The sequence below is a fragment of the Mesorhizobium sp. M1322 genome (assembly GCF_040318085.1).
In the GTDB taxonomy this organism is placed as follows: Bacteria; Pseudomonadota; Alphaproteobacteria; order Rhizobiales; family Rhizobiaceae; genus Mesorhizobium.
The window spans coordinates 1-24,542 of sequence record NZ_JAMYLP010000088.1 but is presented as its reverse complement, the minus strand read 5'-3'; the positions used below and the strand labels follow the sequence as shown (position 1 = coordinate 24,542).

Annotated in this window: 26 protein-coding genes; 16 read left to right on the top strand and 10 right to left on the bottom strand. The window is 63.0% G+C overall.

The window, feature by feature from the left end; all coding sequences use genetic code 11:
- Positions 1-211 precede the first annotated feature (211 nt).
- From NKH12_RS24775 to NKH12_RS24760, 4 genes are all read left to right on the top strand, one after another.
- Positions 212-733, top strand: a complete 522-nt coding sequence (locus NKH12_RS24775; protein ID WP_352955569.1) for a (2Fe-2S)-binding protein — start codon at positions 212-214, stop codon at positions 731-733.
- Positions 730-1,713: an FAD binding domain-containing protein gene (locus tag NKH12_RS24770; protein ID WP_352955568.1), complete on the top strand. Its 984-nt coding sequence runs from the start codon at positions 730-732 to the stop codon at positions 1,711-1,713. The genes NKH12_RS24775 and NKH12_RS24770 overlap by 4 nt, the downstream gene beginning before the upstream one ends.
- Positions 1,710-4,046: a xanthine dehydrogenase family protein molybdopterin-binding subunit gene (locus NKH12_RS24765; protein WP_352955567.1), complete on the top strand. Its 2,337-nt coding sequence runs from the start codon at positions 1,710-1,712 to the stop codon at positions 4,044-4,046. The genes NKH12_RS24770 and NKH12_RS24765 overlap by 4 nt, the downstream gene beginning before the upstream one ends.
- Positions 4,047-4,248: 202 nt before the next feature.
- A complete protein-coding gene (locus tag NKH12_RS24760; RefSeq protein ID WP_352955566.1) occupies positions 4,249-4,902 on the top strand; it encodes a 2OG-Fe(II) oxygenase in 654 nt (217 codons plus the stop codon).
- A 41-nt stretch (positions 4,903-4,943) separates the two neighbouring features.
- On the opposite strand, the gene NKH12_RS24755 is transcribed toward NKH12_RS24760, so the two are convergent.
- The 3 genes from NKH12_RS24755 to NKH12_RS24745 form a co-directional block, all read right to left on the bottom strand.
- Positions 4,944-5,714 (bottom strand): pseudouridine synthase, encoded by a 771-nt coding sequence (locus NKH12_RS24755; RefSeq protein ID WP_352955571.1) that lies wholly within the window; start codon positions 5,712-5,714, stop codon positions 4,944-4,946.
- A gap of 26 nt (positions 5,715-5,740) precedes the next feature.
- The gene (locus NKH12_RS24750) at positions 5,741-6,415 is read right to left on the bottom strand and encodes a GntR family transcriptional regulator (RefSeq protein WP_352955565.1); all 675 of its coding nucleotides are present in this window, start codon (positions 6,413-6,415) and stop codon (positions 5,741-5,743) included.
- A gap of 349 nt (positions 6,416-6,764) precedes the next feature.
- Positions 6,765-6,986, bottom strand: a complete 222-nt coding sequence (locus NKH12_RS24745) for a hypothetical protein (protein ID WP_352955564.1) — start codon at positions 6,984-6,986, stop codon at positions 6,765-6,767.
- 286 nt (positions 6,987-7,272) lie between these two features.
- Here NKH12_RS24745 and NKH12_RS24740 point away from each other — a divergent pair, with 286 nt between their 5' ends.
- Positions 7,273-7,536, top strand: coding sequence for a metal-sensing transcriptional repressor (locus NKH12_RS24740; RefSeq protein WP_352955563.1), 264 nt, complete (start codon positions 7,273-7,275; stop codon positions 7,534-7,536).
- Between the two features lie 82 nt (positions 7,537-7,618).
- Here NKH12_RS24740 and NKH12_RS30620 read toward each other — a convergent pair whose 3' ends face one another.
- Positions 7,619-7,801 carry a hypothetical protein gene (locus tag NKH12_RS30620; RefSeq protein ID WP_502910841.1) on the bottom strand — a complete coding sequence of 61 codons (183 nt, stop codon included), beginning with the start codon at positions 7,799-7,801 and terminating at the stop codon, positions 7,619-7,621.
- 39 nt (positions 7,802-7,840) lie between these two features.
- Between NKH12_RS30620 and NKH12_RS24735 the strand changes: the two genes are divergently transcribed.
- From NKH12_RS24735 to NKH12_RS24705, 7 genes are all read left to right on the top strand, one after another.
- Complete coding sequence (locus tag NKH12_RS24735; RefSeq protein WP_502910840.1) at positions 7,841-8,539, top strand: cation diffusion facilitator family transporter; 699 nt, start codon at positions 7,841-7,843, stop codon at positions 8,537-8,539.
- 326 nt (positions 8,540-8,865) lie between these two features.
- Positions 8,866-9,648, top strand: coding sequence for a hypothetical protein (locus NKH12_RS24730; RefSeq protein WP_352955562.1), 783 nt, complete (start codon positions 8,866-8,868; stop codon positions 9,646-9,648).
- A gap of 517 nt (positions 9,649-10,165) precedes the next feature.
- Positions 10,166-10,477: a hypothetical protein gene (locus NKH12_RS24725; protein ID WP_352955560.1), complete on the top strand. Its 312-nt coding sequence runs from the start codon at positions 10,166-10,168 to the stop codon at positions 10,475-10,477.
- 24 nt (positions 10,478-10,501) lie between these two features.
- Positions 10,502-10,705, top strand: a complete 204-nt coding sequence (locus NKH12_RS24720) for a sigma factor (RefSeq protein ID WP_352955559.1) — start codon at positions 10,502-10,504, stop codon at positions 10,703-10,705.
- Entirely contained in the window at positions 10,696-10,992 is a 297-nt protein-coding gene (locus NKH12_RS24715; protein ID WP_352955558.1) for a hypothetical protein, read from the top strand. The genes NKH12_RS24720 and NKH12_RS24715 overlap by 10 nt, the downstream gene beginning before the upstream one ends.
- A 251-nt stretch (positions 10,993-11,243) precedes the next feature.
- Positions 11,244-11,834, top strand: coding sequence for an ankyrin repeat domain-containing protein (locus tag NKH12_RS24710; protein WP_127293766.1), 591 nt, complete (start codon positions 11,244-11,246; stop codon positions 11,832-11,834).
- Positions 11,835-11,910: 76 nt separating this feature from the next.
- Positions 11,911-12,366 carry a YHS domain-containing (seleno)protein gene (locus tag NKH12_RS24705; RefSeq protein WP_031256172.1) on the top strand — a complete coding sequence of 152 codons (456 nt, stop codon included), beginning with the start codon at positions 11,911-11,913 and terminating at the stop codon, positions 12,364-12,366.
- Between the two features lie 11 nt (positions 12,367-12,377).
- On the opposite strand, the gene NKH12_RS24700 is transcribed toward NKH12_RS24705, so the two are convergent.
- The gene (locus NKH12_RS24700) at positions 12,378-14,573 is read right to left on the bottom strand and encodes an adenylate/guanylate cyclase domain-containing protein (RefSeq protein ID WP_352955557.1); all 2,196 of its coding nucleotides are present in this window, start codon (positions 14,571-14,573) and stop codon (positions 12,378-12,380) included.
- A gap of 981 nt (positions 14,574-15,554) precedes the next feature.
- Positions 15,555-16,712, bottom strand: a complete 1,158-nt coding sequence (locus tag NKH12_RS24695; RefSeq protein WP_352955556.1) for a sulfite oxidase — start codon at positions 16,710-16,712, stop codon at positions 15,555-15,557.
- 542 nt (positions 16,713-17,254) lie between these two features.
- Here NKH12_RS24695 and NKH12_RS24690 point away from each other — a divergent pair.
- The 3 genes from NKH12_RS24690 (at position 17,255) to NKH12_RS24680 (ending at position 20,387) form a co-directional block, all read left to right on the top strand.
- Positions 17,255-17,887 carry a DUF1326 domain-containing protein gene (locus NKH12_RS24690; protein ID WP_352955555.1) on the top strand — a complete coding sequence of 211 codons (633 nt, stop codon included), beginning with the start codon at positions 17,255-17,257 and terminating at the stop codon, positions 17,885-17,887.
- A gap of 8 nt (positions 17,888-17,895) precedes the next feature.
- Positions 17,896-18,774, top strand: a complete 879-nt coding sequence (locus tag NKH12_RS24685) for a DUF2182 domain-containing protein (protein ID WP_352955554.1) — start codon at positions 17,896-17,898, stop codon at positions 18,772-18,774.
- 95 nt (positions 18,775-18,869) lie between these two features.
- A complete protein-coding gene (locus NKH12_RS24680) occupies positions 18,870-20,387 on the top strand; it encodes an FAD-dependent oxidoreductase (protein ID WP_352955570.1) in 1,518 nt (505 codons plus the stop codon).
- Between the two features lie 168 nt (positions 20,388-20,555).
- On the opposite strand, the gene dinB is transcribed toward NKH12_RS24680, so the two are convergent.
- The 3 genes from dinB to NKH12_RS24665 all read right to left on the bottom strand — a co-directional run bounded on the left by dinB (position 20,556) and on the right by NKH12_RS24665 (position 23,059).
- Positions 20,556-21,812 (bottom strand): DNA polymerase IV, encoded by a 1,257-nt coding sequence (dinB, locus tag NKH12_RS24675; protein WP_502910839.1) that lies wholly within the window; start codon positions 21,810-21,812, stop codon positions 20,556-20,558.
- A gap of 338 nt (positions 21,813-22,150) precedes the next feature.
- Positions 22,151-22,609: a GNAT family N-acetyltransferase gene (locus NKH12_RS24670; RefSeq protein WP_352955553.1), complete on the bottom strand. Its 459-nt coding sequence runs from the start codon at positions 22,607-22,609 to the stop codon at positions 22,151-22,153.
- An 84-nt stretch (positions 22,610-22,693) separates the two neighbouring features.
- Positions 22,694-23,059, bottom strand: a complete 366-nt coding sequence (locus tag NKH12_RS24665; RefSeq protein ID WP_352955552.1) for a hypothetical protein — start codon at positions 23,057-23,059, stop codon at positions 22,694-22,696.
- Between the two features lie 214 nt (positions 23,060-23,273).
- On the opposite strand from NKH12_RS24665, the gene NKH12_RS24660 reads away from it, so the two are divergent.
- Entirely contained in the window at positions 23,274-23,576 is a 303-nt protein-coding gene (locus NKH12_RS24660) for a hypothetical protein (protein ID WP_352955551.1), read from the top strand.
- Between the two features lie 48 nt (positions 23,577-23,624).
- Here the strand turns inward: NKH12_RS24660 and NKH12_RS24655 are convergent, their stop codons facing one another.
- On the bottom strand, positions 23,625-24,320 hold the full coding sequence (locus tag NKH12_RS24655; RefSeq protein ID WP_352955550.1) for an XRE family transcriptional regulator: 696 nt from the start codon (positions 24,318-24,320) through the stop codon (positions 23,625-23,627).
- Positions 24,321-24,542 lie beyond the last annotated feature (222 nt).

Here is a 24,542-nt window from a genome sequence, read left to right as displayed (position 1 = left end):
ATGCCCCGCAAACCGGGCCAATGTGGCTCGATTGCGGTTCAAAAAACGCCCCACGCGCCATCTGCGCCAAACTTCGGCTCCCGTGCAAAGCCCTCTCAAGGGGGGAGATTATGCGCGCCGCCGCTTTCGCCAATCTTCCCCGGCCTTGCCGCTCGCCGGCCGGGCACCAGATCATCCCCCTTCGCGTCAAGCAACTGGAACCAGACGCCCCATGACAAGCAAAACCCGAATTCCCATCCAACTTCAAATCAACGGACATCGCCATGAACTGGAGGTCGAGCCGCGCGTCACGCTGCTCGATGCCTTGCGCGACCATCTCGGCCTGACCGGCACCAAAAAGGGCTGCGACCAGGGCCAATGCGGCGCCTGCACCGTGCATGTCGACGGCCAGCGCGTGCTGGCCTGCCTGACGCTCGCCGCCCAGGCCGAGGGCAGGGCGATCACATCAATCGAAGGGCTTGCGGACGGCGATGGCACGCTGCACGCGGTGCAGGCCGCCTTCCTCGAACAGGACGCCTTCCAGTGCGGCTACTGCACGCCGGGCCAGATCATGTCGGCGGTCGCCTGCATCCGCGAGGGCCATGCCGGCTCGAATGACGAAATCCGCGAATACATGGCCGGCAATCTCTGCCGCTGCGGCGCCTATCCGCACATTGTCGCCGCCGTGCGCCAAGCGGCACTGGAGGTTGCGTCATCCATGGAGACCGTGTCATCCATGGAGACCGCGTCATGAGGAACTTTTCGTATCTGCGCGCCAATTCCATCGATGCGGCGCGCCAGGCGGCGGCGCTGCCCGGCGCCATGCTGCTCGCCGGCGGCACGACGCTCATCGATCTCGCCAAATGCGGCGTGGCCGAACCCGAGACCGTGGTCGACATCACCCATCTCAAGGGACTGGATAGGATCACGGTCGACGACCGGGGTGTCACGATCGGCGCGCTGGCAAGAATGAGCAGCGTCGCCGACCATGCCGACATCAAGAGCCGGTTCCCCGCCGTCTCGGAAGCGCTGTGGCAGGCGGCCTCGGCGCAGCTCCGCAACATGGCGACCATCGGCGGCAATCTGATGCAGCGCACGCGCTGCCCGTATTTCCGCGATCCGGCGAATTTTCCCGCCTGCAACAAGCGTGCGCCCGGCAGCGGCTGCTCAGCGATCGGCGGCGTCACCCGCGGCCATGCCGTGCTTGGCACCAGCGAAGCCTGCATCGCCACCTATCCGGGCGATCTGGCGACGGCGCTCGTTGCGCTCGACGCGATCGTTCATCTCGGCGACCGCCAGGTCGCGATCGACGACTTTTTTCTGCTCCCGGGCACGACCCCCGACAGGGAACATGCGATCGAGCCAGGCGAGATGATCACCGCGATCAGCATTCCTGCTTCCGCTGCCGCCCAGCACTCGACCTATCTGAAAATCCGCGATCGGCAATCCTACGAATTCGCCGCTGCAAGTGCCGCCGTCGGTATCGAATTTGAGCCCGACGGAAGGGCGATCAGGGATTTGCGCGTGGCGCTTGGCGGCGTCGCCACCAAGCCGTGGCGCGCACGCGCCGTGGAGGAGGCGCTGAAAGGCAAGCTGCTGGAGGCTGACATCGTCAAACAAGCCAGCCTGCTCGCCATCGAGGGTGCCGTCGACCATGGCGCCAACCACTACAAGATCGAACTGGCGCCGCGCATCGTCGCCCGCGCCATCCTCAAGATGGGAGAGACGGCATGACCGTTCACGACGTCAGATCAAGACAAAGTGATTCGAGGAGGGGTGAATCGAAGAGGGGCGACGCATCGGACGGCGCCGTCTTCGCGGCAGCAGTGGGCGGGCGGCTGTCGCGCGTCGATGGCCCGGCCAAGATCACCGGTGCCGCAAAATACGCTGTCGAGCAGCAGCTCGATGGGCTCAGCCACGCCGTCCTCGTCGAGAGCACGATTGCCACCGGCAAGGTGCGTTCGATCGACACGGCCGCAGCTGAAAGCGCGTCGGGCGTGCTTCTGGTACTGACGCCGGACAATGCGTTGCGCCTCAACTCGGCGACGGACTGGCTGGGCACGCCGCCGCCGGACGCTCCCTATTGCCCGCTGGCGCGCGACATCACCTTCAGCGGCCAGCATGTCGCGGCGGTGGTTGCCGAGAGTTTCGAGCAGGCGGTCGCGGCCGCAGCACTGGTCAAGGTCGCCTATGACGAGACGCCGGCAATCGTCGATCTCGACGATCCGAAGGCCGGCGACGGCATTCCGATCGACACCATGCCCAAGGAATGGGGTGATGCGCAGGCGGCTTTCGCCGCCGCCCCGGTGCGGATCTGCGCCGCCTACAACACGCCGCGCGAATACCAGACGCCGATGGAGCCGCATGGGCTGATCGCGCAATGGCAGGGCGACCGGCTCACGGTGTGGGAGCCCAGCCAATGGCTCGACGGCATGGCCCGGACCTATGCCGAATGGTTTGGCGTGCCGTTCGAGAATGTGCGCCTGGTCTCGCCCTATATCGGCGGCGGCTTCGGCTCCAAGGCGTTCGCCTACGGCTACGGCGCGGTGGCGGCGATGGCCGCGAAAATGCTGGGCCGGCCGGTGAAGCTGGCGGTCACCAGGCCGCAGACCTTCACCGCCTATGGCGGACGGGCGGCAACGCGCCAGACGGTGGCGCTCGGTGCCGACGCCGAAGGACGGATCCAATCGATCGTGCACCGCGGCGTCAACGAGACTTCGGTCGACGGCATGTGGGTCGAGCCGCTCGGTTCGGTCACCTCGATCATGTATGCGACGCCGAATTTCTCGTCGCGGCAGAATGTCGTGCGGGTCAATACGGTGGTGCCGGGGGCGTTGCGCGCGCCGGGCGAGAACCCGAGCGCCTTCGGCATCGAAAGCGCGATCGACGAGCTGGCTTACGAAATCGGCATCGATCCGCTGGAAATCCGGCTCAGGAACTATGCCGAACAGGATCCGGAGGCGAAAAAGCCGTGGTCGACACGGCAGCTGCGCGAGGCTTTCGCTACCGGTGCCGAGGCCTTCGGCTGGTCGAGGCGCACGGCAGAGCCGCGCTCGATGCGCGATGGCAACCAGCTGATCGGCTGGGGCGTTGCCGCCGGCACCTATCCGGTGCGGCGTGCCTATGGCGAGGCGATGGTGCGCATCCTCGCGGACGGCTCGGTCGAGGTCGAAAGCTCGAGCATCGACATGGGGCAGGGCACCTATCCGATCCTGGCGCAGACCGCCGCCGAAGTGGTGGGCGTGCCGGCTGAGAACGTCGTGGTGAAGCTAGGCGACTCCCGCTATGCCCGCGCCGGCGTCACCGGCGGTTCGCGGCTGGCCGGTGTGATGACGGGCGCGGTGCACAAGGCGGCGACTGCCGCGCTCGACCAGCTGGTCGGGCTGGCGATCAGCGATCCAAATTCGCCGTTCCATGCCCTGCAGGCCAACACGCTGGTCGTCGCCAATGGCCGCATCGCTTCACCGCGTGGCGAAGGCCCTGAGGTCTCGATCGCCGAGCTGCTCGGCAGCGTCGGACGCGAGCAGATCGAGGCGATGGGCGACACCACGCCGGCCCATTGGACGGCGGAGGATCGCTACAAGAACAATACGACCATAGCGATGGCGCTGTCGCACACCGAAGGCGACTATTCCCGCCATAGCTGGTGCGCGCATTTCGTCGAGGTGCGCGTCGACGAGGACTTTGGCACGGTTCGCGTGTCGCGCGTGGTATCGGCGCTGGATTCGGGCCGGCTCTACAATCCCAAGCTCGCCGAAAGCCAGTGGAAGGGCGGCATCATCATGGGCATCGGCCAGGCGCTGCTGGAGGAAGGCATCGTCGACCGCCGGCACGGCCGCATCGTCAACAACAATCTGGCCGACTATCTCATCGCGACCAATGCCGACATTCCCGACATCGAGGTGATCTCGGTCGGCATCCCCGACCCGCATTCCTCGGTGCTCGGCGGCAAGGGTGTGGGCGAGCTCGGCATCGTCGGCGTGGCGCCTGCGATCGCCAATGCGGTGTACCACGCCACCGGCAAAAGAGTGCGGGATCTGCCGATCACGCTAGAGAAGCTGATTTAAGCTTCAACGCCCCGTTCTTCGCCACAACAACGCCATTGGCAGGAAACGGGTGGTTTGCACGCGCTACTTCACCCATCTCTGATGCCAGAAGAAGCCAGAGGAGGCAAAGCCATGACCATTCATTTCGATAGGTTCGAAGGCAGCGGTCCGATCGGCGGAAGCGCGCGTCACCGGCTATGACTGGCAGGCATTGGCCGAGGAGATGAGCGGCTATGGCTGCGCCGTGATGGAAAAGCTGCTGACGCCGGAAGAATGCCGGGAGATCGCCGGGCTCTATCCCGACGAAAGTCATTTCCGCAGCCATGTCCACATGGCGCGGCACGGCTTCGGCAAGGGCGAGTATCGCTATTTCCGCTATCCCTTGCCCGAGCTGATCGGCGGCTTGCGCACCGCGCTCTATCCGGGTCTCGCCGCGGTCGCCAACGACTGGAACGAGCGCATGGGCATCGCCCAGCGCTACCCGGACGAACACGCCGTGTTTCTCGAGCAATGCCACGAGCAAGGCCAGACGCGGCCGACGCCGCTCCTGCTGCAATATGGTCCCGGCGACTTCAACTGCCTGCATCAGGATCTCTACGGCGATCTTGCCTTCCCGCTGCAGGTGGCGATCCTGCTGTCTGAACCGGATAAGGATTTCACCGGTGGCGAGTTCGTGCTGACCGAACAGCGCCCGCGCATGCAGAGCCGGGCCGAGGTGGTGCCGCTGCGCCAGGGTGACGCGGTTGCCTTCGCGGTCCACAATCGCCCGGTCCAGGGCAGCAAAGGCAGCTACCGCGTCAATCTCAGGCACGGCGTCAGCCGGCTTCGCTCTGGCCTGCGCCATACCGTCGGCATCATCTTCCACGACGCGAAGTAAGGGGTGTCGTAGACTTCGAAGGGCGTAGAGGGACAGGCAGCTCAGCCCTGAAACAGCGCCAGCTCTTCGGCGGTGAGGTGGCGGGCCTTGCCCTTGGCGAGCTCGCCGAGCTGCAACGGACCGATCGCCACCCGCACCAAGCGAAGCACCTCGACATCGTGCGCGCCGAGCAGCCGGCGGATGTGGCGATTGCGGCCCTCGTCGAGGGTGACTTCCAGCCAGGCGGTGCTGGTGCCGCTGCGCAGGATTTCGATCGACCGCGCCGTCAAATCTTCGCCATCGACCGTGGTGCCGGCGCGCAACCGCGCCAGCATTGCCTCGTCGGGCAGGGCGCCGATCTGCACGTGATAGATTTTGGCGACGTGCGAGGCGGGATCGAGCAGGCGCTGGGCGAAGCGCGTGTCGTTGGTCATCAGCAGCAGGCCTTCGCTGGCCTTGTCGAGACGGCCGACCGGCGACACGAAGGGCAGGTCGAGTTCTGCCAAGCAGTCATAGACGGTGCCGCGGTCCTGCGGATCGTCGCGGGTGGTGACCAGGCCGCGCGGTTTGTTGATCATCACATAGACCTTGCGCTCAGCGACGACGCGGCTGCCGTCGACCTCGATGCGGTCGCGGCCGGGATCGACGCGCATCGAGCCGTTGCGCACGATTATGCCCGAGACCCGGACGCGCCCTTCGGCGACCAGAACCTCGGCCTGCTTGCGCGAGCACAGGCCGAGTTTCGACAGCGCCCGGCAAAGGCTGACGCCCGGGGGGCTGAGGCCTGGGTTAGGCGAGGGACGTTGCCGGCCGGTGTTCGGCCGTGACGTCATCGTCTTGCGTGGCCGTTCCGGCAAGTTCAGGACTTTCCCGCCAGCCCATCTCCAGCCTGGGCGAGCGTTTCCATGCCGTCACCGAGGTGCTTTCGCAAGACACGGACGGCCGCCCCGGCATCGCGGTGGCGGCAGGTCTTCAACAGGTCGCGATGCTCCGACTGCGAGCGGCTGCGATAGTTGAGGTTGGACAGGAGAACGCGAACATAGCGGTCGGCCGCATTGTGGTGGCCTTCGATGAGGCCGAGAAGCCGGGCGTTGCCGCAGGCGCTGTAAAGGGCCAGGTGAAAGGCACGGTTCAGCGATCCCCAGCGGCCGACATTCGGCTCGGCATCGATTTGTTTGAGGACATAGCCGGCCTCGTCGAGCTTCTCATTGCCGAGGTTGGGGACCGAGAGCCGCAGCGCTTCGCATTCGAGCAGTGCGCGGACCGCAAAGATCTCCCTGATCTCGGTAGCTTCCATCCTGGCGACATGCGCGCCCTTGGTCGGATGGATCGAAACGATGCCTTCGGCTTCGAGCTGGCGAAGCGCGTCGCGGACCGGCATGCGGCTGAAGCCGAACCGCTCGGCAAGGTCGTCCTGGCGCAGTGGCGTGCCCGCCGCCAGGCTGCCTTCGGCAATGGATTCCCGCAGCACATTGGCCACCTGTTCCGCCACCGTCAGCGGTCTCTGCATCAAGACGTCGCCAAGTTCACGCAATCGATTCTCCCTGTCAGGTCTTGCCTAACAGAAACCCGCCAGGGTGGATATGTGGATACTCGTATACGAGTATCCGAATGTGGTGTAGTCGACGGGGTGCCGGTGATGCGGCGCGACGTCGCTGATGTCGCGGAATCATCGGCCGGCCCGGCCGGCGAACCTGCTGCGCGGCTTCCGTTCCGTCTGCCAGCCGCTGTGTTTGAAAAATCCTGGCGCTCTACCGGACGGACCCCGTCTCGGTGGCCGAGCGCCAGGACATTTGCAGCGTGTCAGGAAAGCGTCGGCAGTCTCAGGCGCGCCGCTTCCCTGGCTCCGACGCCTTGGCTGATCGCCGGAAGCGCCACGATCGTCAATTCGACCTGGAATCGTCCAGCGTCTCGACGACGAAAGACGCGGCAATCAGGTCGTCGGCATCGAGCCGCAGGGAGCCTTCACCTCCTCGCATCACCGCGGCGACCTTCTGAAAGGTTTTCATTTCGTGCTCGGTAATCCGGGCGCTTTGCATCCTGGCTTTGAGATTAGCGACGCGCAGCCCCAATGTGTGGGACGTTCCTATTTCACGGTTCGACATACAATATGCTCCTCCCCAACCCATGCTTTTGCCTCCCCGCCGGTATTCGCCGTCGCCTTTGCCTAAATATAAGGCATCGTGAATACAGCGCCCCGAACGCGTGGTGGGAGGGAAGGTTCCAGCGCAACGCGGTCACGAAATAATACGGGCCGGCCGGCGGGCTACCCGCAGGAAGGTGGCAGGTCGCTGGGCGCTGACGGTTTTTCTTCAACCGATAGGATACACAGGGGAAGGTGGGCTCAGAAAGATTGACTCTATCCTCCCCGGGGGGGATACGAAAGCAGGCATGTCCGAAGGCGTCCACCGCTCGCATCCCGCTATCGTGAAGCGTCTGAAGCGCGCGCAAGGCCACCTTGCGGCGGTGCTGTCGATGTTCGAGGCCCATCGTCCTTGCGTTGACCTGGCGCAGCAGCTCCATGCCGTGGAAAGCGCTATCAGCAGCGCAAAGCGCGAACTGATCCACGATCATATCGAGCATTGCCTGACCGACACCGCCGAAGCGGGCGGCAACTCGCTGGCGGAACTCAAGCAACTGGCTAAATATCTGTGAGCGGTCAAATACCTGTGAGCAGCCTCGGCGCGCGCATTCTCGACTGGCTCGGGTTCGGGCCGCGCGATCATGCCGCACATGGTCACGACCACGGCAGCGGACCGCACAGCCACGGGGTCATCGATGCGACCATAGCGACGACCGACCGGGGCATCTGGGCGATAAAATGGTCGTTCGTCATCCTGGCAATCACCGCGGCGCTGCAGATGGTCGTGGTCGCGCTGTCGGGCAGCGTGGCGCTGCTGGCCGACACGATCCACAACATCGGTGAGCCACCACCGCGATTCCGCTGTGGATCGCTTTCATGCTGGCCCGGCGCAAGCCGTCGCCGACCTTCACCTACGGCCTTGGCCGTGTCGAGGACCTGGCCGGGATCATCATCGTCGGGATCATCCTGTTCAGCGCCATCGTCGCCGGTTATCAGGCCATCGACCGTTTGATAAATCCACGAATGGTGACCCACCTTGGTTGGCTGGCAGCGGCAGGCCTTGTCGGCTTTCTCGGCAATGAGGCCGTTGCGGTGTTCCGCATCCGCGTCGGCCGGGAAATCAACAGCGCCGCACTCGTTGCCGACGGCTACCACGCCCGCACCGACGGGCTGACCAGCCTTGCCGTGGTCATCGGGGCGCTCGGCGTCTGGCTCGGTTTTGCGCTGGCCGACCCGATCGTCGGCCTGCTCATCACGCTTGCGATCTTCGGCATCGTCTGGCAGTCGGCCCGCTCGGTGCTGACCCGCATGCTCGACGGCGTGGAGCCTGATGTCATCGGCGAAATCCACCATGCCGCCGCGCATGTGCCGGGAGCGCGCATCGTCGAGGCCAAGGCGCGGTGGATCGGCCACAGGCTGCACGCCGACATTGCCATCGCCGTCGAAGAAAGCTTGCCGGTCTGCGAAGCGAAAAAGCTCACGGCAGCACTGGAAGAAGAGCTGTTCGAGCACATGCCGGCGCTTGCGGCGGCGAATATAAGATTGGCGAGCGCGGATGCGGATCCATCCCCATGAACATGCTCACGGCGAACACGACAGGCACTAACGGCCGCTCGGAGCGGCTCGTTTCTGTTACCCTCAGCTGATGTTCCAAATTCTTGTCAGTTCGGGCTTGGTTCGCTAATGTGTTGTGCAGACTAGGTAGGAAGAGTTTGCCCGGAAGGGATATCAGGCTTTTTTCACAACTTGTATTCAAATTGTTTCAGAATATTTTGCTAACGGTAAGTTACGATCCGAAACATAGTTCCTTTTTAGTAATCCAGAAACCCTTTGAGTTCGTTGTTTCTAATGTAGCAGGCATTCGAACTGCTACTGTGAGGTAGCTACCAAAGGAGAGTGTCATGGCAAATGTCGTTAAGAGTCTCGCCACAGCTTTAGCCGGTGGTGCACTTGTTTTATCTCTGTCTTTCCCTTCCAGCGCAGGCGGCATTAGCGTCGGCGCCGGCGCATCGGTTGGCGGCCGAGGCGGCGTAAACGCCGGTCTCGGCGCCTCGGTCGGCGGCAGTGGCGGCATCAATGCGGGGGCCGGCGCCTCGATCGGCGGCAGTGGGGGCGTAAACGCCGGTCTCGGCGCGTCGGTCGGTGGCAGTGGCGGCATCAATGCGGGGGCTGGCGCCTCGATCGGCGGCAGCAGCGGGGTGAATGCCGGCGCCGGTGCATCGGTTGGCGGCAAAAAACGCATTGCCGCGGGTGTCGGCGCTTCGATCGGCGGCCGAAGCGGGGTGAATGCCGGCGCCGGTGCATCGATTGGCGGCAGCAAGGGCGTTACCGCTGGTGCCGGCGCCAATGTGGGCGGCACCGGTGGCATCACTGCCGGCGCAGGCGCCAATGTAGGCGGCTCCGGCGGCATCACAGCGGGTGTGGGTGCCAATGTCGGTGGGACAGGCGGTATCGGCGTGGGCGTCGGTGTTGGCGTCGGCGGCGGAACCCTTCCTGGCACACCCGGCACCCCTGGAACCCCCGGAACTCCTGGAACCCCCGGAACTCCCGGCGTGAGCGTGGTCTCGCAGTTGTCCAGCAGCCAACTGACTCGCATGAAGAAGCGCTGCGTCGACGTGCTCGGGAGCGGCGGCACATACGATCGCGACCTACGTGAGCTTTGCTTGCTGATCGCGCGCCGCTGAGGAGACGCGCAAACGAGGGTGTCGCATCGGCCGTGGAGGCTTAGATAACACTCTCCTGGTCTTGCGGCCGGCCCGCCACTCGCAAGGTGGCGGGCTTCTCGCGATCAGGGTCGCTGCGCTGAGCGGCTGTGAGATGTAGCGCTGACTCGTATTCGTAATTTACTCTTAAGCCCCGTCATGACGCTCACCTGTCGAACCTGGCAAGCATCCGGCAGTTCGCGGGCCGGGTGTTCGACGAAATCGCAGCAGCTCGATCCAGCGCCAGCCGCCGTCGCCCATCGTCTCGTCGGTCGCGACCTGGCAGGCAAAATGCCTGGTATAGAACGCCCTTGGCGCGGGTCCTGGTCGAACACCGGCAGTTCGGCAAACTGGATGTGCATTGATCGGTCTCGTTGACGGCTGCCGCGCAGCCAGCCACAGGCAAGGGCAGGCGGCCGAAAAGAATTATGCCGAGCCGGGAATCTTTTCGGTAACTCCGGTCGTCTTCCGCTGAGACCAACCAATCAGGAGACGAACCATGGGCTACAAACTCATTCGCTACAGCGTGAAAGACTCCGGGCTGGAAGAGAACCGCGCGCTGGTGGCAAAAGTGTTCGAGGCGCTGGATGAGACGGCGCCGCAGACCGTGCGCTATCTCGTGCTCGAACTCGATGACGGCGAGTTCATCCACGTCGTCGGCGTGGGAAACGATGCATCCGCGCTGACCGGGATTGCGGCCTTCGAGGCGTTTACGCAAAACCATGCGGAGCGACGTTCTACCTCGGTCAAGCGATCGCCTGCCAAAATCATCGGCAACTACCATGTACTTGAGGAGGGTAAGGCCGGATAGAGCGACTGTGCTACAGCCAAGAGAATGGACGCCATGATCCCACGGAAGTTCGACCGGCCGGCCCTGGAGGCGATGCTCCCCGGGTTGCGTCCGAAACTGCATCGCTACTGCGCCCGCATGGCGGGCTCGGTGATCGACGGCGAGGACATCGTGCAGGAGACGCTGCTGAAGGCGCTGCAGGCGCTCGACGGCAGCATGGCGGTCGAGCGGCCCGAGCAATGGCGCTGATCGCCGAGGATATCCAGCTCGAACTCGTCGACCGCCTCCGCCTGCGCGGCAAGGCCGAAGTGTCGACCTATTTCGGCAATCACGATCGCATCAGCGACTGGGCGCTGTCGCTGGGTTTTGTCGACGGCAGGCCGGCGATCCTGATCCGCAACCCGCAGGAGCCGGACGGCGCCGTGCGCGGCTTCATGCTGGTCGAATGGCGGGACGAGCAGGTCGTCCAGATCCGCGACTTCCGCTACGCGCCCTGGTGCCTGGTCGACGCGGAGATCAGGGCCGTGGAGGGGTGAGGGGAAGGGCTGGAAATGGTGCTGAGATGGCGCGCGAAAGCGACATGGCCAAGGTTGCGCCATCGGCTGCCTATTTATTGAGGTGGCATCTGGCACAGCCTGCGGTCGCGAGTGGAACCTTCCGCCGTGACCCGGAGGCGACTTCCCTGGTGGAGCTTAAAGCGGACATCCGGCCGCGCTGTCCGCCGGCATCTGCCCCGATGAGCCCAATGCAGCTTGTATGACTCGAAGCTAATATGCTATTCTACACGATGCGCGGACTGCTGGCACTTACTATGCTGGTATTGGCGGCTACAAGAGTAGTCGCAGGTGAGCCGTTGTTCGACTCCATCGCTGCCGGCGACAAGAGTGCCGTGGAGCAAGCCTTGGCAGGCGGTGCCGACGTCGACAGCCGGGCACGCGACCAGGCAACGCTCCTCATCGCTGCTGCTCTCGACGATCAGCTTCCCATTGCGGAATTCCTGCTGAGCAAGGGCGCCGACGTCATGGCGCGCAATTCCGGTGGGTTTACCCCCCTCCACGCGGCTGCCTTTTCTGGAAGCCTCCCAATCGCCAAGCTGTTGCTTGAACAGGGGGCGGTGCTCGAAGACTCGGCTAACAAGTCTGGGGTCACACCCTTGGTGATAGCGGGTGAGGAAAACCATGTCGAACTGGCAGAATTCCTCATTGCGCAAGGTGCGGATGTGAACCATGCCGAGGGTCATGGCTACATGCCGATTACCCGCGCGTTCTGGAAGGGCAATACCGACATCATAAAACTATTCAAACGGCATGGCGCGACGTGCCAGGCGAAAGTCCTCGGCGAAGCGAACGCTGCGAAGTGCGAAGCTATCCACGATTGAACGGAGAACGCAGATGAACATATCGATCAGACTGGTTCCCAATTCGGCGTCGGCCGTCGTATGTGCGCTCACCTTGATGGCCGGTGCAGGCTCTGCCTTTGCCGACTCGGTGAATACCGGCTACTTCGGCGGAGTGGCGATCATGGGCTACGACACGGTCGCTTATTTCACCGATGGCAAGGCCGTGAAGGGTTCGGAAGATTTTTCCTATGAGTGGCTTGGCACGCCGTGGCATTTCGCCAGCAAGGAACACAAGGAAATGTTCATGAGCGAACCTGCCAAATACGCTCCTCAATACGGTGGTTACTGCGCGGGCGAGGTCGCACTCCATGAATCCGTCACCGTCAATGTCGATCCGGAAGCGTTCAAGATCATCGATGGCAAGCTCTACCTGATCTACGACGAAGGGAACGCGGCCGCCTTTGCGGACAATGCCGATGATCTTGTTCCGAAGGGCGATGCAAAATGGCCGGTCGTCGAAGCAAAGTTGGCAGTCGATGAGCCGGATTGGAACTTGATCAATAACCCCTGAGTCTTGCGAGCTCAATTCACTGTCACGAAGTGAAACACCATACCTGTATTGACATAAGAATACCCGTTGCCGGCAGCGTCCCTGCGTCTGTAGACGGGACCACAGATGGGGCGCCCAAACATATTTTCGCTATGCTCACATAAGAGGTCGCGATCGACGTAGACCTTCTCGGTGAGCATTCGTGTCATCGTGCGGAAGACTGCCGTGCCGTCCTGTTCTATCTGCATAATGGCTGGAAGCCCGTCGGGTTCGAGGTTGCCTTTCAAGGTCTTGCCAACAACAAGAGATGCGATTTCCGCGCCGTTCAACCGGTCCTGTTCATCGGCGGTGAAGCCGAACGGCCATTCGGGAAGTCCTGCCAGGCGTAGGGCGTCGATGATCGGCGCCAAATCTTCAGCGTTGCGAAGATGGGCATAGTGATTCCGAAACGCGTCCAACGACCGCAGTCGAGCCAAGGATTCGGTCTTCGTCACCAGCCGGAGGCCGTCCGCAATCGCCGCTTTGGCGTCCTCTGTACGGCCGGCGCGGGAATAGGCCGCTGCGAGCAGAATCCTAAGGCTGCCCGCCTCTGGAGCATCGTCGCGAGCGCGCTCGAGAGTCTCAATGGCTTTCCTGGCGTCCCCGAGCAAAAGCAAGACAACCCCGACAACCTCCCGGTCTATCGGAGCCAGATTGGGATCAAGCTTCAATGCCGTCTCGACCGCCAATGCCGCTTTGTTATGGTTGCCGGCGAACAGCTGGATATAACCAACGGCAATTTGCGTCGCAGCGTCTCCGGAGCCTAATGCGACAGCACGCTCCGCCGAGGTGATCGCATCTTCATAGCGGCGATCCATGACCTGCATAATCCCGAGAACGGCGTAGGGCGATGAAAACTCCGAATCGAGCTCCAAAGCACGGCTTGCCCTCTCATATGCTCTCTTTCGCGCAAGCGCGCTCTGAATGATATCATCGGAGGCAGTGCGCCAAAGATAGACACTCAGCCGTGCGTCGGCGGCGAAGGCCTCGGCGAAAGTGGGGTCGAGCTTCTGCGCCTTCTCATACAGCGCAAGCGCCTCGCGCAATCCGTCGCCTCGACCGGTGCGCGCCTCCCGCTCCGCACGGAGGTAGGTATCATAGGCTTCGAGATTTGCAGTCGGCGGGCGTGCCATTCGCTCGCTCTCGGCTGCCGAAGCTTGGACGCCGAGCGCCTTGGCGATTTCCCGGCTCATCTCGTCCTGGACTGCAAACACGTCCGCGATGCCGCGATTGAACCGATTAGCCCATAGATTGTCGCCAGTGGCGATATCGATGAGCTGCGCGTTGAGGCGGATTTGATCGCCGGTCCGCCTCAGGCTGCCGTCAACGACAAATTGCACCCCAAGGTCACGCCCAACATCTGCCAAAACGAGGGGTTTTCCTTTGTAGGCAAAGACGGAGTTACGGGCGATCACATCGAGCCCGGAAAGCTTCGCAAGGTCGGTGATCAAATCTTCGGTGATGCCGTCGGCAAAATAGTCCTGGCCAGGATCGCCACTCAGGTTCGTAAACGGCAGTACTGCAATGGATGGCTTTTCGAGCGCGGAGAGCTTTTGCCATTGCCATGCAAAAATGCCTGCAAGCAAGACGATGAGCAGCGCTGCTACTCCTGCCAAAATCATGATGGGCGAAGCTGGCCGGCGTGGCGCCGCTAAGATCTTCCCCGCGTCTCCGGGATCGAGCAGAACCCGATAGGCGCGAACCGGATCGGCGATATTCTTGAGGCGCTGCCCTCCGAGATCCGCAAAGCCGACATCCACTTTGTGCACCGCGTGATCGAACGCCGTGCCGGAGATGCAAACACCGCCTGGCTCGGCCATCGCTTCCAGGCGCGCCGCGATATTCACGCCATCTCCATAGATGTCGTCGCCCTCGACGATGACGTCGCCGAGATTGACGCCGATGCGAAACCGGAGCTGCCGGGCTTCGGCGATACCCTTGTTGCGGTCGGCCATCCGGCGCTGGATCACAGCAGCACACTGGACGGCATCGACGACGCTGGCGAGTTCGACGAGCGCGCCGTCGCCCATGAGCTTGATTATGCGGCCGTGGTGTTTCTTGATCTCCGGGTCGATCAGTTCGCGACGGCAGCTCTTCAGTCCCTCGAGCGTTCCTACCTCGTCCTCGCCCATGAGGCGGCTGTAACCAACCACGTCGGCAGCAAGTATTGCTGTAAGCCGTCGCTCCATACGTGCCCTGCGCCTTCCCTGGTCGGTCGAAGCGGCTTTACCTTCAGCCTATTCTAGTCCTGCTTCGGACGCGAGTGTGCGCGACCGTGTTATGGCTATAACTACAGGATGGCGGTGTTACTCGGAATGGCAACGCGCCGGTCCTTCCATCCACGAGTTCTGAACGGAATGCTGTCTCGACAAGATGTCCGCTTAGGTCATCAGCGCCGGCTTGGCTGAGTGTCCGCTTTGGAGACGCCGAAATGCTCTGGGAATGACCGGAATGGGTCAGATCGCGCCGATGCTCCCCAAGGTCCTGAATGTCCGCTTCCACCCCTTTAACGGCTGAAAGCCGACCGTCCGCTTCCAGACCCAATCGAGACGTTGAGAGCTTCGCAGCAAAGCGTCCGCTTCTGGCGCAAAGTGGGCTTCGGCATTGCACCGCCCGGCCAGGCCGGCTCACAATTCCCTTTCGGTTCCTTTTCGGTCAGTTCGAAATCGGAATTTTTTTGTTGCGAAGGCTGCGGGACGGCGCCCTGGACGGCGCCCCTCTCTGTCCTGCCGGACATCTCCCCCACAAGGAGGAGATTGGCAGCGTCTTTGTTCCAGCGTTGGAGCTGGCGAACGCGATGGCGACATCCGATCAAGTGGGCCGGCAGGGGGGGCGACGTAGAGCATCGGCTTCAATACTCCCTTCGCCAGCCACCGCGCCCCACGCAGTCTCAGGGCGTGGTGGTGTGCGCGCAGGTTTCGGCCAGGCGTCCGGCAACGTATTCGCCGGCGGCGGATATTTGGCCGTCGGTTTTCGCCGCTGCAGCTCGGCAGCAGAAGCGCGTCGTAATTGGTGTCGAAGAAGAAGGGAATCGAAGCCGTGGTCAAAGTCGCCCGGCGGTGTGCCCGCCGCAGCCCTTTTGATTGAGCTTGCGAAGGGGCGCGCCAGCCCTCTCCGCAAGCTTTCGGATCAGGCAGATCCAATCGCAATCGCTACATGGCAGCAAGTTCTTAGTCGACGCGCACGCGGCGCGTCACCTGGCCATTGCTTTCCCAGTATGTGTGTTTCTTGGCAATCAAGGGGTCATCCATTGCCGGCTGAATTTGTCCCGTGGTGCTGACCGCGCGCGAGGTCACCGTGTGTTCTCCAGGAGCGGGATTTGCCCAATCCAGGGACCAAATCTTCCAGGCGTGCTCGGCCTCCTCACTGCGGTCGATGGTCGCTGGTGCCCAAGGCCCTTGATCGATTTGCACTTCGACCCGGTCGATCGGCGCCCCCCAGGCCGCGCCAATGATGGAGTAATCTGAGTCTTTCCGGGTAACCTTCGCGGGCGCGGACTTTATCAGCGCTCGCCCGACCGAAGTCTCGGCCCATACGGTCTCGCCGTTGTGGTCTTCCTCCCGGATGGTGACATAGTCACGGGCCATCAGAAGGCTCATGAACCGCGTATCGCGAACCTCGATGCGCTCCAGCCACTTGACGTTGGCGATCCCGTACCAGCCCGGCGCAATGAGCCGGACCGGAAAGCCATTGGGCGCCGGCAAGGCGGCTCCGTTCATTTCATAGCAGAGCAGATTGTCGGGCTTCATCGCGTCGGCGAGCGACATGCTGCGAGCGAAGTTCTGCTGCATCTTGACGTCGCGTATCGCGACCTCGCCTGTGTCAGTACCGAAAAAGACGACCTCGATGCCCTTCTCCATAACGCCGGCTTCCTCGAGGATCGGGGCGAGCGGCGTCCCTGCCCAGCGAGCATTGCCGATGCCGCCGGTGAAAAAGGGAAACCCGTGATTGCCCGAGCATTCCACGGTGAAAACGACCTCCTGCCGCGGCCGCGCCTTGACGTCGGCGAGTGTCAATTTCAAGGGCTTCTTGACCAGGCCGCCGATCTCCATGGACCACGTCTTCTCGTCGATCGTTGGTCGGTTGAAATGCGAGATGCTGAAAAACTTGTCGTTTGGAGTTATCCAGCTATCCAAATCCTCCCAGACAAGCTGCTTCTGAATACCTACCGGATCGGGATTTTCGGTCGGCTGATCCAGCCACGGAATAACTTCCTCGCTCGGCCGTTTTGGAAAAGCGTAAGCCCGACGCGAGGTATAGAGAGCGGCAATTGCGGCAAGAGCCGCGCTTCCTTGAACGAGAAGTTCTCTGGGCTGAAAATCAGGCATGTTGTTTACCTCCCAGTTGATCCGGAACGGGCTGCAACGTGCCTTCGGCCGTAGCCTGATCACGGATAGGCGACACAATGTGAGGTCTGCCCAGCCGGAAGTATCCGGATAGGTCAGACAATCACCGACGCAAGTCAAGCATGTGAAGCATTGGACGAAACACTCTCGCGTTTCGTACGCTAAGAGTGCGCCTATGAGAAGGAAGTGTCCACAACCTGGGCGGGACATGATGATGATTGCAGCATTCGAGACCGATTTTTCCTGTCCTGCCAAAATCTTTTGCCGCTATCGGAAACGACCGCTTTTGGGTCGTTTCCGGACCTTCGCAGGTGCAGTGAGAAAGGCCCGTTCCGACCGCATTTCTGCCGTTCCGATATCGGCCTCACGATCTCCAAGGCACACGTTCACCCATTATTCAGCGAGAAGGCGGGATGGGCTGCCGTCTTCCATGGCGCGACAGGATGGCGGTACGGCCGGCGCAGGTGTATGATGATGGTCTAATACTTCGCATACTTCGCATATTTCGCATCAGGGAGGACAGCATGACGTCTTGGGAAATCAAGGGACGGGAACTCGTCAATTGCACCTGCGAATATGGCTGCAACTGTCAATTCAATGCGCTGCCCGACAAAGGCCATTGCCATGCGGTGGCGGGCATCCAGATTGACGAAGGTCATCATGGCGAAACCGCTCTCGACGGCCTGCGGATCGCCGCGATCTTCAAATGGCCTGGCGCGATCCACGAAGGCAATGGCGAAGCCATCGCTTTCGTCGACGAGAATGCAACCGACCGGCAGCGTCAGGCGCTGCTGCGCATCATGACCGGCCAGGACACCGACCCGTTCGCGACGATGTTCGCCGTCTACGCCTCAACCGTGACAAAGATGAATGAGCCGGTTTTCACCAAGATCGATCTCGACCTCGATATCGACGGCCGCAGGGGCCGCATCTTCGTCAAGGACTACATCGAAACGGTCGGCGAACCGATCCGCAACAAGGTGACGGGCGCGGACTCGCGGGCTCAGATCGTGTTGCCGAACGGCTTCGAATATACGGTCGCCGAGATCGGCAGCGCTTCGAGCACCACCGGCGGGCCGGTTCAGGTGACCACGAAGGACAGCTACGGCCAGTTCGCCCGGCTGCATCTCAACAATCACGGGGTGGTGCGGGCCTGACGCCTCGCATGGACAGCGCGTCGCCACTGGAACGCCTGCTTAGACGCGACCGCGTCATCACGATCGCGGGCGTGGTGGCGCTATGCCTGCTGGCCTGGCTTTATATCGCCGCCGGTGCAGGGCTCGGCATGAATGCGTGGGAGATGTCGAGGCTCGCGCTTTTCCCCCACCAGCAAACTGCCGGCGTGACCCCCGATATGTCCGGCATGGATATGTCTGGCATGGACATGGGCGCGATGGCCATGGCGACGGAATCGCGGGCCTGGGGGGCCGCGAACTGGGCGCTGATGATCGCAATGTGGTGGGTCATGATGGTCGCCATGATGTCCCCGAGTGCGGCGCCGACCATCCTGCTCTATGCGCGCGTGCATCGCCATGCGCTCGCACAGGGTCAGATCCAGGACAAGCTCGCGCCGACCGGCGTATTTATGGCAGGCTACCTCCTGGTCTGGCTGGGGTTCGCCGTCGCGGCGACCGCGTTGCATTGGCTGCTCGAACGCGAGGCCGTCGTTTCCGCGACGATGATGAGTTCGCAGAGCCGCTGGCTTTCAGCCACCGTCCTGATCGCCGCGGGCCTGTATCAGCTGTCGCCGCTCAAGAACGCCTGCCTGTCACACTGCCGGGCACCGACGGCGTTCCTTGCCCGACACTGGCGTCCGCACGCAGGTGGCGCGCTGCGTCTGGGCGCCATGCACGGGGCGTTCTGTGTCGGATGCTGCTGGATGCTGATGGCGCTGTTGTTCGTGGGCGGCATCATGAATCTGGTGTGGGTAGCCGGGCTCGCCATTCTGGTGCTGGTCGAAAAGCTGTTTCCTGCCGGCCCGTGGGTCGGCCGGGCAGTCGGCATTGCCCTGATCGCCTGGGGCAGCGCAACGCTTTTGGTCTGACGGCCAGGGCCGCCTCGATCGGCATTCAAAACGCGCGGAGGAACTTTGAATCCTCGCGTTCGTTTACCGGATGTCGTGGACGCGAGGTTCCGCCGATGAATGTCAGCGACGAAAGGACTGTATCCCTCTGGGCGGCGACCGAAGTAGCGCCCGATGCGGCGTCGCTCGGGCAGAGCGAACAGGTCGATGTCGTGATCGTCGGGTCTGGAATTGCCGGACTGTCGGTCGCCCACGAACTGGCCGTCGCCGGGCAAAAGGTGGCTGTCGTCGACCGCGGCCGGATCGGAAGCGGCATGACGGCGCGCACCACTGCGCACCTGTCGTCCGTCTGCGATGACTATTTTTCGGGACTGATCAAATTGCGCGGTGAGGACCTGGCGCGGATTTTTTATCAAAGCCAATCGGCCGCTATCGACCGTATCCAATCAATCCAGGAGACGGACAGTATCGCGTGCGATTTCCGACGCCTCTACGGCTTTCTCTTTCCGGCTTCCGGCGGCCGAGAATCCGATATCAAGCGCGAGCTGGACGCCGCTCTGAAAATCGGGGTCGACGTCGAGAAGATCAGGGGTGTGCCGTTTGCAGGCTTTTCGGACGGGCAGGCCCTTCGATACGCCAATCAGGCGACCTTCCACCCCCTCAAATATCTCCGCGGACTGGTCGCAGGCATCCGCGCGCGCGGCGGCGTGCTTTATGCCGATACCATCGTCGAAAACCTCGAGGAGACTGACGGCGGCGTGCGCGTAACCACGGTTTCGGGCTTTACCGTGTCTGCCAAATCGGCCGTTGTCGCCACCAACTCGCCGATCAACGATCGGGTCGCCCTCCATACCAAGCAAGCGCCCTATCGGACCTACGCGATGTCGTTCGAGATCGCGCGCGATACCCTGCCGGATGCGCTGTATTGGGATACTGAGGACCCTTACCACTACGTTCGGCTTCAGCCTGGCGAAGGTCGGACCGACTTCCTGATCGTCGGAGGCGAAGACCACAAAACAGGACAGGCCGATGATGCCGGTGATCGCTTCGCGGCCCTGGCGGCCTGGACCAAGAGGCTGGTCCCCGATGTCGGCGTGGAAACCAACCGGTGGTCCGGGCAGGTGATGGAGACGGTCGATTATGCGGGGTTCATCGGCCGCAATCCTGGCAACAGCCGCGTCTTTGTGGCGACCGGGGATTCCGGCCAGGGCATTACCCATGGCGTCGTGGCCGGCCTGTTGATTTCCGACCTGATTCTGAAGGGGGAAAGTCCCTGGCGCGAACTTTACGAACCGTCCCGCAAGACGGCAGGCGCGATCGGCGATTACCTGGCGGAGAATGCGACAGCGATCAAGAGTTTTGCCGAGTATATCGCGCCTGGCGAAATCGATTCCGTCGACAAGCTGCGACCGGGTGAAGGTGCCATCGTTCGCGAAGGGCTCACCAAAATCGCCGCGTTTCGCGATGAGGACGGCACGCTCTACAAGCGCTCGGCTGCATGCACTCATATTGGCTGCCATGTCCACTGGAACTCCCTCGAGCGCTGCTGGGACTGCCCCTGCCACGGCTCGCATTTTGCTATCGATGGCACGGCTTTGAACGGACCGGCCGTGTCGCCACTTGCAAGGGAGTAGGGGAGTAGGGGAGTAGGGGAGTAGGGGAGTAGGGCAGTAGCCAGTAGCCAGTAGCCAGAAGCCAGTAGCCAGTAGCCAGTAGACAGTAGACAGTAGACAGTGGACAGTGGACAGTAGGAAGTGGGAAAGAAGGGGCCATTCCCCCTACTCTCCTACTGCCCTACTGCCCTACTGCCCTACTGCCTTACAATTCCTTTTCGGCCAGCTCGCGAAACGCGTCGGGAACCGAGCGCGATTGGCCGAGCGCGACCGAGGCATAGCCGACCGCCTCCCAGCCGAAGCGGTCGCGGATCTTGTCGATGGCGCGGTCGGCGGTCCAGCGCGCCGCGCCCTTCCTGGTGCCGGGGCGGCGGCGGTCGTCGTCGAGCCCGAGCGGCAGTTCCAGCTGCAGGGCCGGTTGCTTCTCCAGATGCGAGACGGCGATCGCCAACAGCGAGATGGTTTTTCGTGCGGATGATCGACAAGCACCTTGCGCACCAGCGCCTCGGCGATCTCGGCCAGCATCGAGGTTGCCGAAATCGGCTGGTCGAGCGTGGTCGAGCGCGTCACCGAGCGCAGGTCGGCGAAGCGGACGCGGACCGTCACCGTTCGGCCGGGCCGCGATTTCGCCCGCAGCCTGGTGGCGACCCTGTCGGCCAGATGCAGCAGCGCCGGCACGAACACTTCCTCCTCGGCCGGTTTTTTGCCGAGCGCCGACTGCGCGCCGGCCGATCGCGCCCGGCGCTGTGTCTCGAGCTTGCGCGGATCGCGGTTCCAGGCCAGCGCGTTGAGCTTTTCGCCCGCCGCCGGGCCGAGCAGGCGCTCCAGTGACCAGCCGGGCGTCTTCGCCAGCTCGCCGCTGGTGTTGACGCCGATGCCGGCCAGCCGCTCCCTGGTCACCGGCCCGACGCCCCACATCAACTCGACCGGCAGATCGTGCAGAAACTCCAGCTCGTGGCGCGGATCGACGACTACCAGCCCGTCGGGCTTGGCCACTTGCGAGGCGATCTTGGCCAGATGCTTGGTGCGCGCCACGCCGACCGAGATCGGCAGGCCAAGCTCTGCCCGCACGCGGCGGCGGATAGTTGTGGCGATCTCGGCCGGCGGGCCGAACAGATGGGTGCAGCCGGCGACATCGGCAAAGGCCTCATCGATGGAAATCCGCTCGACCAGCGGCGTGAAATCGCCGAGCACCTTGATGGCGGCATCGCCCAGCCGCTGATAATCCTTGAAATGGCCGCCGACGAAAATCAGCCCGGGGCAGAGTTCCCGGGCGCGCCGCCCTGGCATGCCGCCCCGCACGCCAAATGCCTTGGCCTCGTAGGAGGCGGCCAGCACCACACCGCCGCCGACGGCGATCGGCTTGCCGCTTAGGGTCGGGTCGAGCAACTGTTCGACCGAGGCATAGAAGGCGTCCAGATCAGCGTGGAGGATGTTGGCTTCCATCCGGCCCGTTCGCCCGCAGCGGTTCGAACGCCGCATTGTCTTGAGGTGGTTCGTATGGAACATAAAGAGAAGATTGCCGATGGATTGTCAAGGAGCGTGGAAGGCAGGCGGAGGGCAATCGCTTCAGGTTTGCGCTGCCCCTCATCGCCCTGCCGGGCAGTTCTCCCCGTATAGGGAACGGGGCGAAGGACGCTCTCATCGATGGTTTCGCCAATCACCAACGTTGCAGGAAAGTGCCGAGGTTGCGGACAGCCCCTTCGCCCCGTCCCTATACGGGGAGAAGGTGCCGGCAGGCGGATGAGGGGCAGCGCCGACTTCGGCAATCAGCCGATCGAGCGTTATAGCGCCATCTTGTAGCCGAGATGGCTGGCGGTAAAGCCGAGGCGCTCGTAGAAAGCGTGCGCCTTCTGTCGGCTCTTGTCGGTGGTGAGCTGAACGAAGCTGCAGTTTCGCGAACGGCACGCTTCAATCGCCCATTCGATCATCTGCTTGCCGACACCGCGACACCTCCATTGTCGCGCGACGCGAACGCCTTCGATCTGCCCGCGCCAGGCGCCTTTCCTCGAAATACCCGGAATGAAGCTGAGCTGCGGGGTTCCGATCACTTGCCCCGCTTCGACAGCCACCGCCAGCAGCTGGTTGGGATCGGCATCGATTGCCTGGAAGGCATCGACATAGGACGGCGCGAGCGGCGTCGACGGGTTTTCGCGGGCCACGCCGAGCGCGTCGTCAGCAAGCATTGCAACAATCGCCGGCAGGTCGGGCGCTTGTGCGCGACGGAACTCAATCTCGCTCATTGCGGGGAGACATACGGCGCGGGCTTGGCGACGGCAAGAGCGATCCAGGCATTCGCTAGCCAATGACGTCGGCGATCCTCCGGCTTACGCGGCCCGCTGCGCCCAGAGGCGGTGGCCGTAGCGGCGGAAGAAGCGCGCCAGGAGCCGCTGCTTGGCGCGGGCGAGATCGGCGCCGCGTCTTTCTTGGCGCCAGCGCGGCATGTTGCGATAACAGGCGATGAAGCGGGCGGCGTCCTCGAGCGCCTCCTCGGCCGACTGCGCCGGGCGGATCGCCGCCTGGAACAGCGCCTCGCCATGCTTCAACCGGTCGACCATCGCCTTGCGCTGGTAGTGGCCCAGGCGGGCCTTGCCTATGCCGTCGAGGCGAATGGCGGCGAAGGCCGCCAGCATGGCCGGGCTGTCGCCGGTATAGCCGCAATCGCGGGCGAATTGAGCGGAGAGGGCGTCCATCCTGGTTTCCTTGGCTTGCGGCGGCCGCGACAGATGCCGGTCTTGCCGCCCATGCGTAGGTCCGCGGCGCTAACCATCTGTCGGTATTCCATGAAAGCATAACTCAAAAACGTGCGCAAGTTAAACTTTTACTATGGTTGGGCAGAACCGACTCGACTCTTCGGTAAAAACCGATGATGATGCGAACAAAACAGGAACTGAGGCACTAGGGACGATGGCATTGCCGGGCAAGGAAGCGACGATCGCCGAGGTCGTCTCGATCGCGGTCGAGTGTATCGATTGCGGCCGCAACAGATGGTGGAAGCCGGCGGAGCTCAAGCGCTTCGGGGTGACCGCGCAGACGCCGCTGGCGGCCCTTTCGGGGCGCCTTCGCTGCTCGGCCTGCCGCGCCGACGGGCTGCCGGGCGCGGCGGTCGCGGTCCAGGCGGCGTTCATCGACGAGCAGCAGCAGCGCCGTGCCGAGGCGCGGATGCTCAGCGAGCGCGAGGTTCCCCTGGAGAGATCCAGACGGGCTTGAAGGTGGAAACGCCATCTCCCCCTTGCGGGGGAGATAATGCCCGCCGCCCTAGTACCCCAGCAGTTCCTTGAGTGGGATGACGCGCCAGACGTGCTTGATTGCGTAGCGGTTGAAGGTCAGCGTCTTCGGTGGATTGTATTGCTCGACGACCAGCTCGGCGGCGGCGCGCTTGACCAGCTTCTTGATGAAGGCCTTGCCGTTGCGCTCGTTTTCCTCGGGAAACATCTCGATCACCACATGGTCGCCGGGCACGGCGTCGCGGCCGCCGCAATAGAGCATCTCGCCGGGCTCGTAGCGCGGCACCATCGAGTCGGAGAGCACATGCAGCGCAAACACCTTGCGCAAATGGGCGATACCGGGCGGGCGCTGGACATAGCCGGCGACCTCGCCGTTGAAGGTGAAATCGCCGTCGTCGCCGCCGACCGCCGCGCCCAGAAGCTCGATATCCATCGGGCCGGCGGGCAGGGGGGCGGCGTCGGTGACGATCTCTGCGTCGGCGACATTGTCGGCGTTGTCGAGGAAGACGACCTCACCCTTGCCGAGCGCCACCGGGTCGACGCGCAGGAAGGCGGCGGTCTTCAAAAGGTTCTCGGTTTTTGGCAGGTTGCGGCCGGTTTCCCAGTTGCCGACAGCGGCGACATCAGTGTCGTTATGCTCGGCAATGTGGCGCATCACCAGGCCACGCTGCTTGCGCGCCTTGCGGATCGCCGCCCCGACCTTGATCGACAATGAGGTTTTCGCCATGGCGCATCTGAAACATAAGAATCGGTTTCGTCCATGAAAGAATAGCTTGCATAATTTTTTGAGTTGTGCTTATATACGGCCATGCACAAGTCCCGCTGCCCCATCTCGTTTTTCCATCCGTCCCGGCTGTCCTCCTCCCCGGCCGGGACGAAGCCCGAGGCTCGCGCCTCGGCTCCGGTCGCCCTGCCGTCATCGCAGGCGACCGGCACGGCCCCGGCCGGG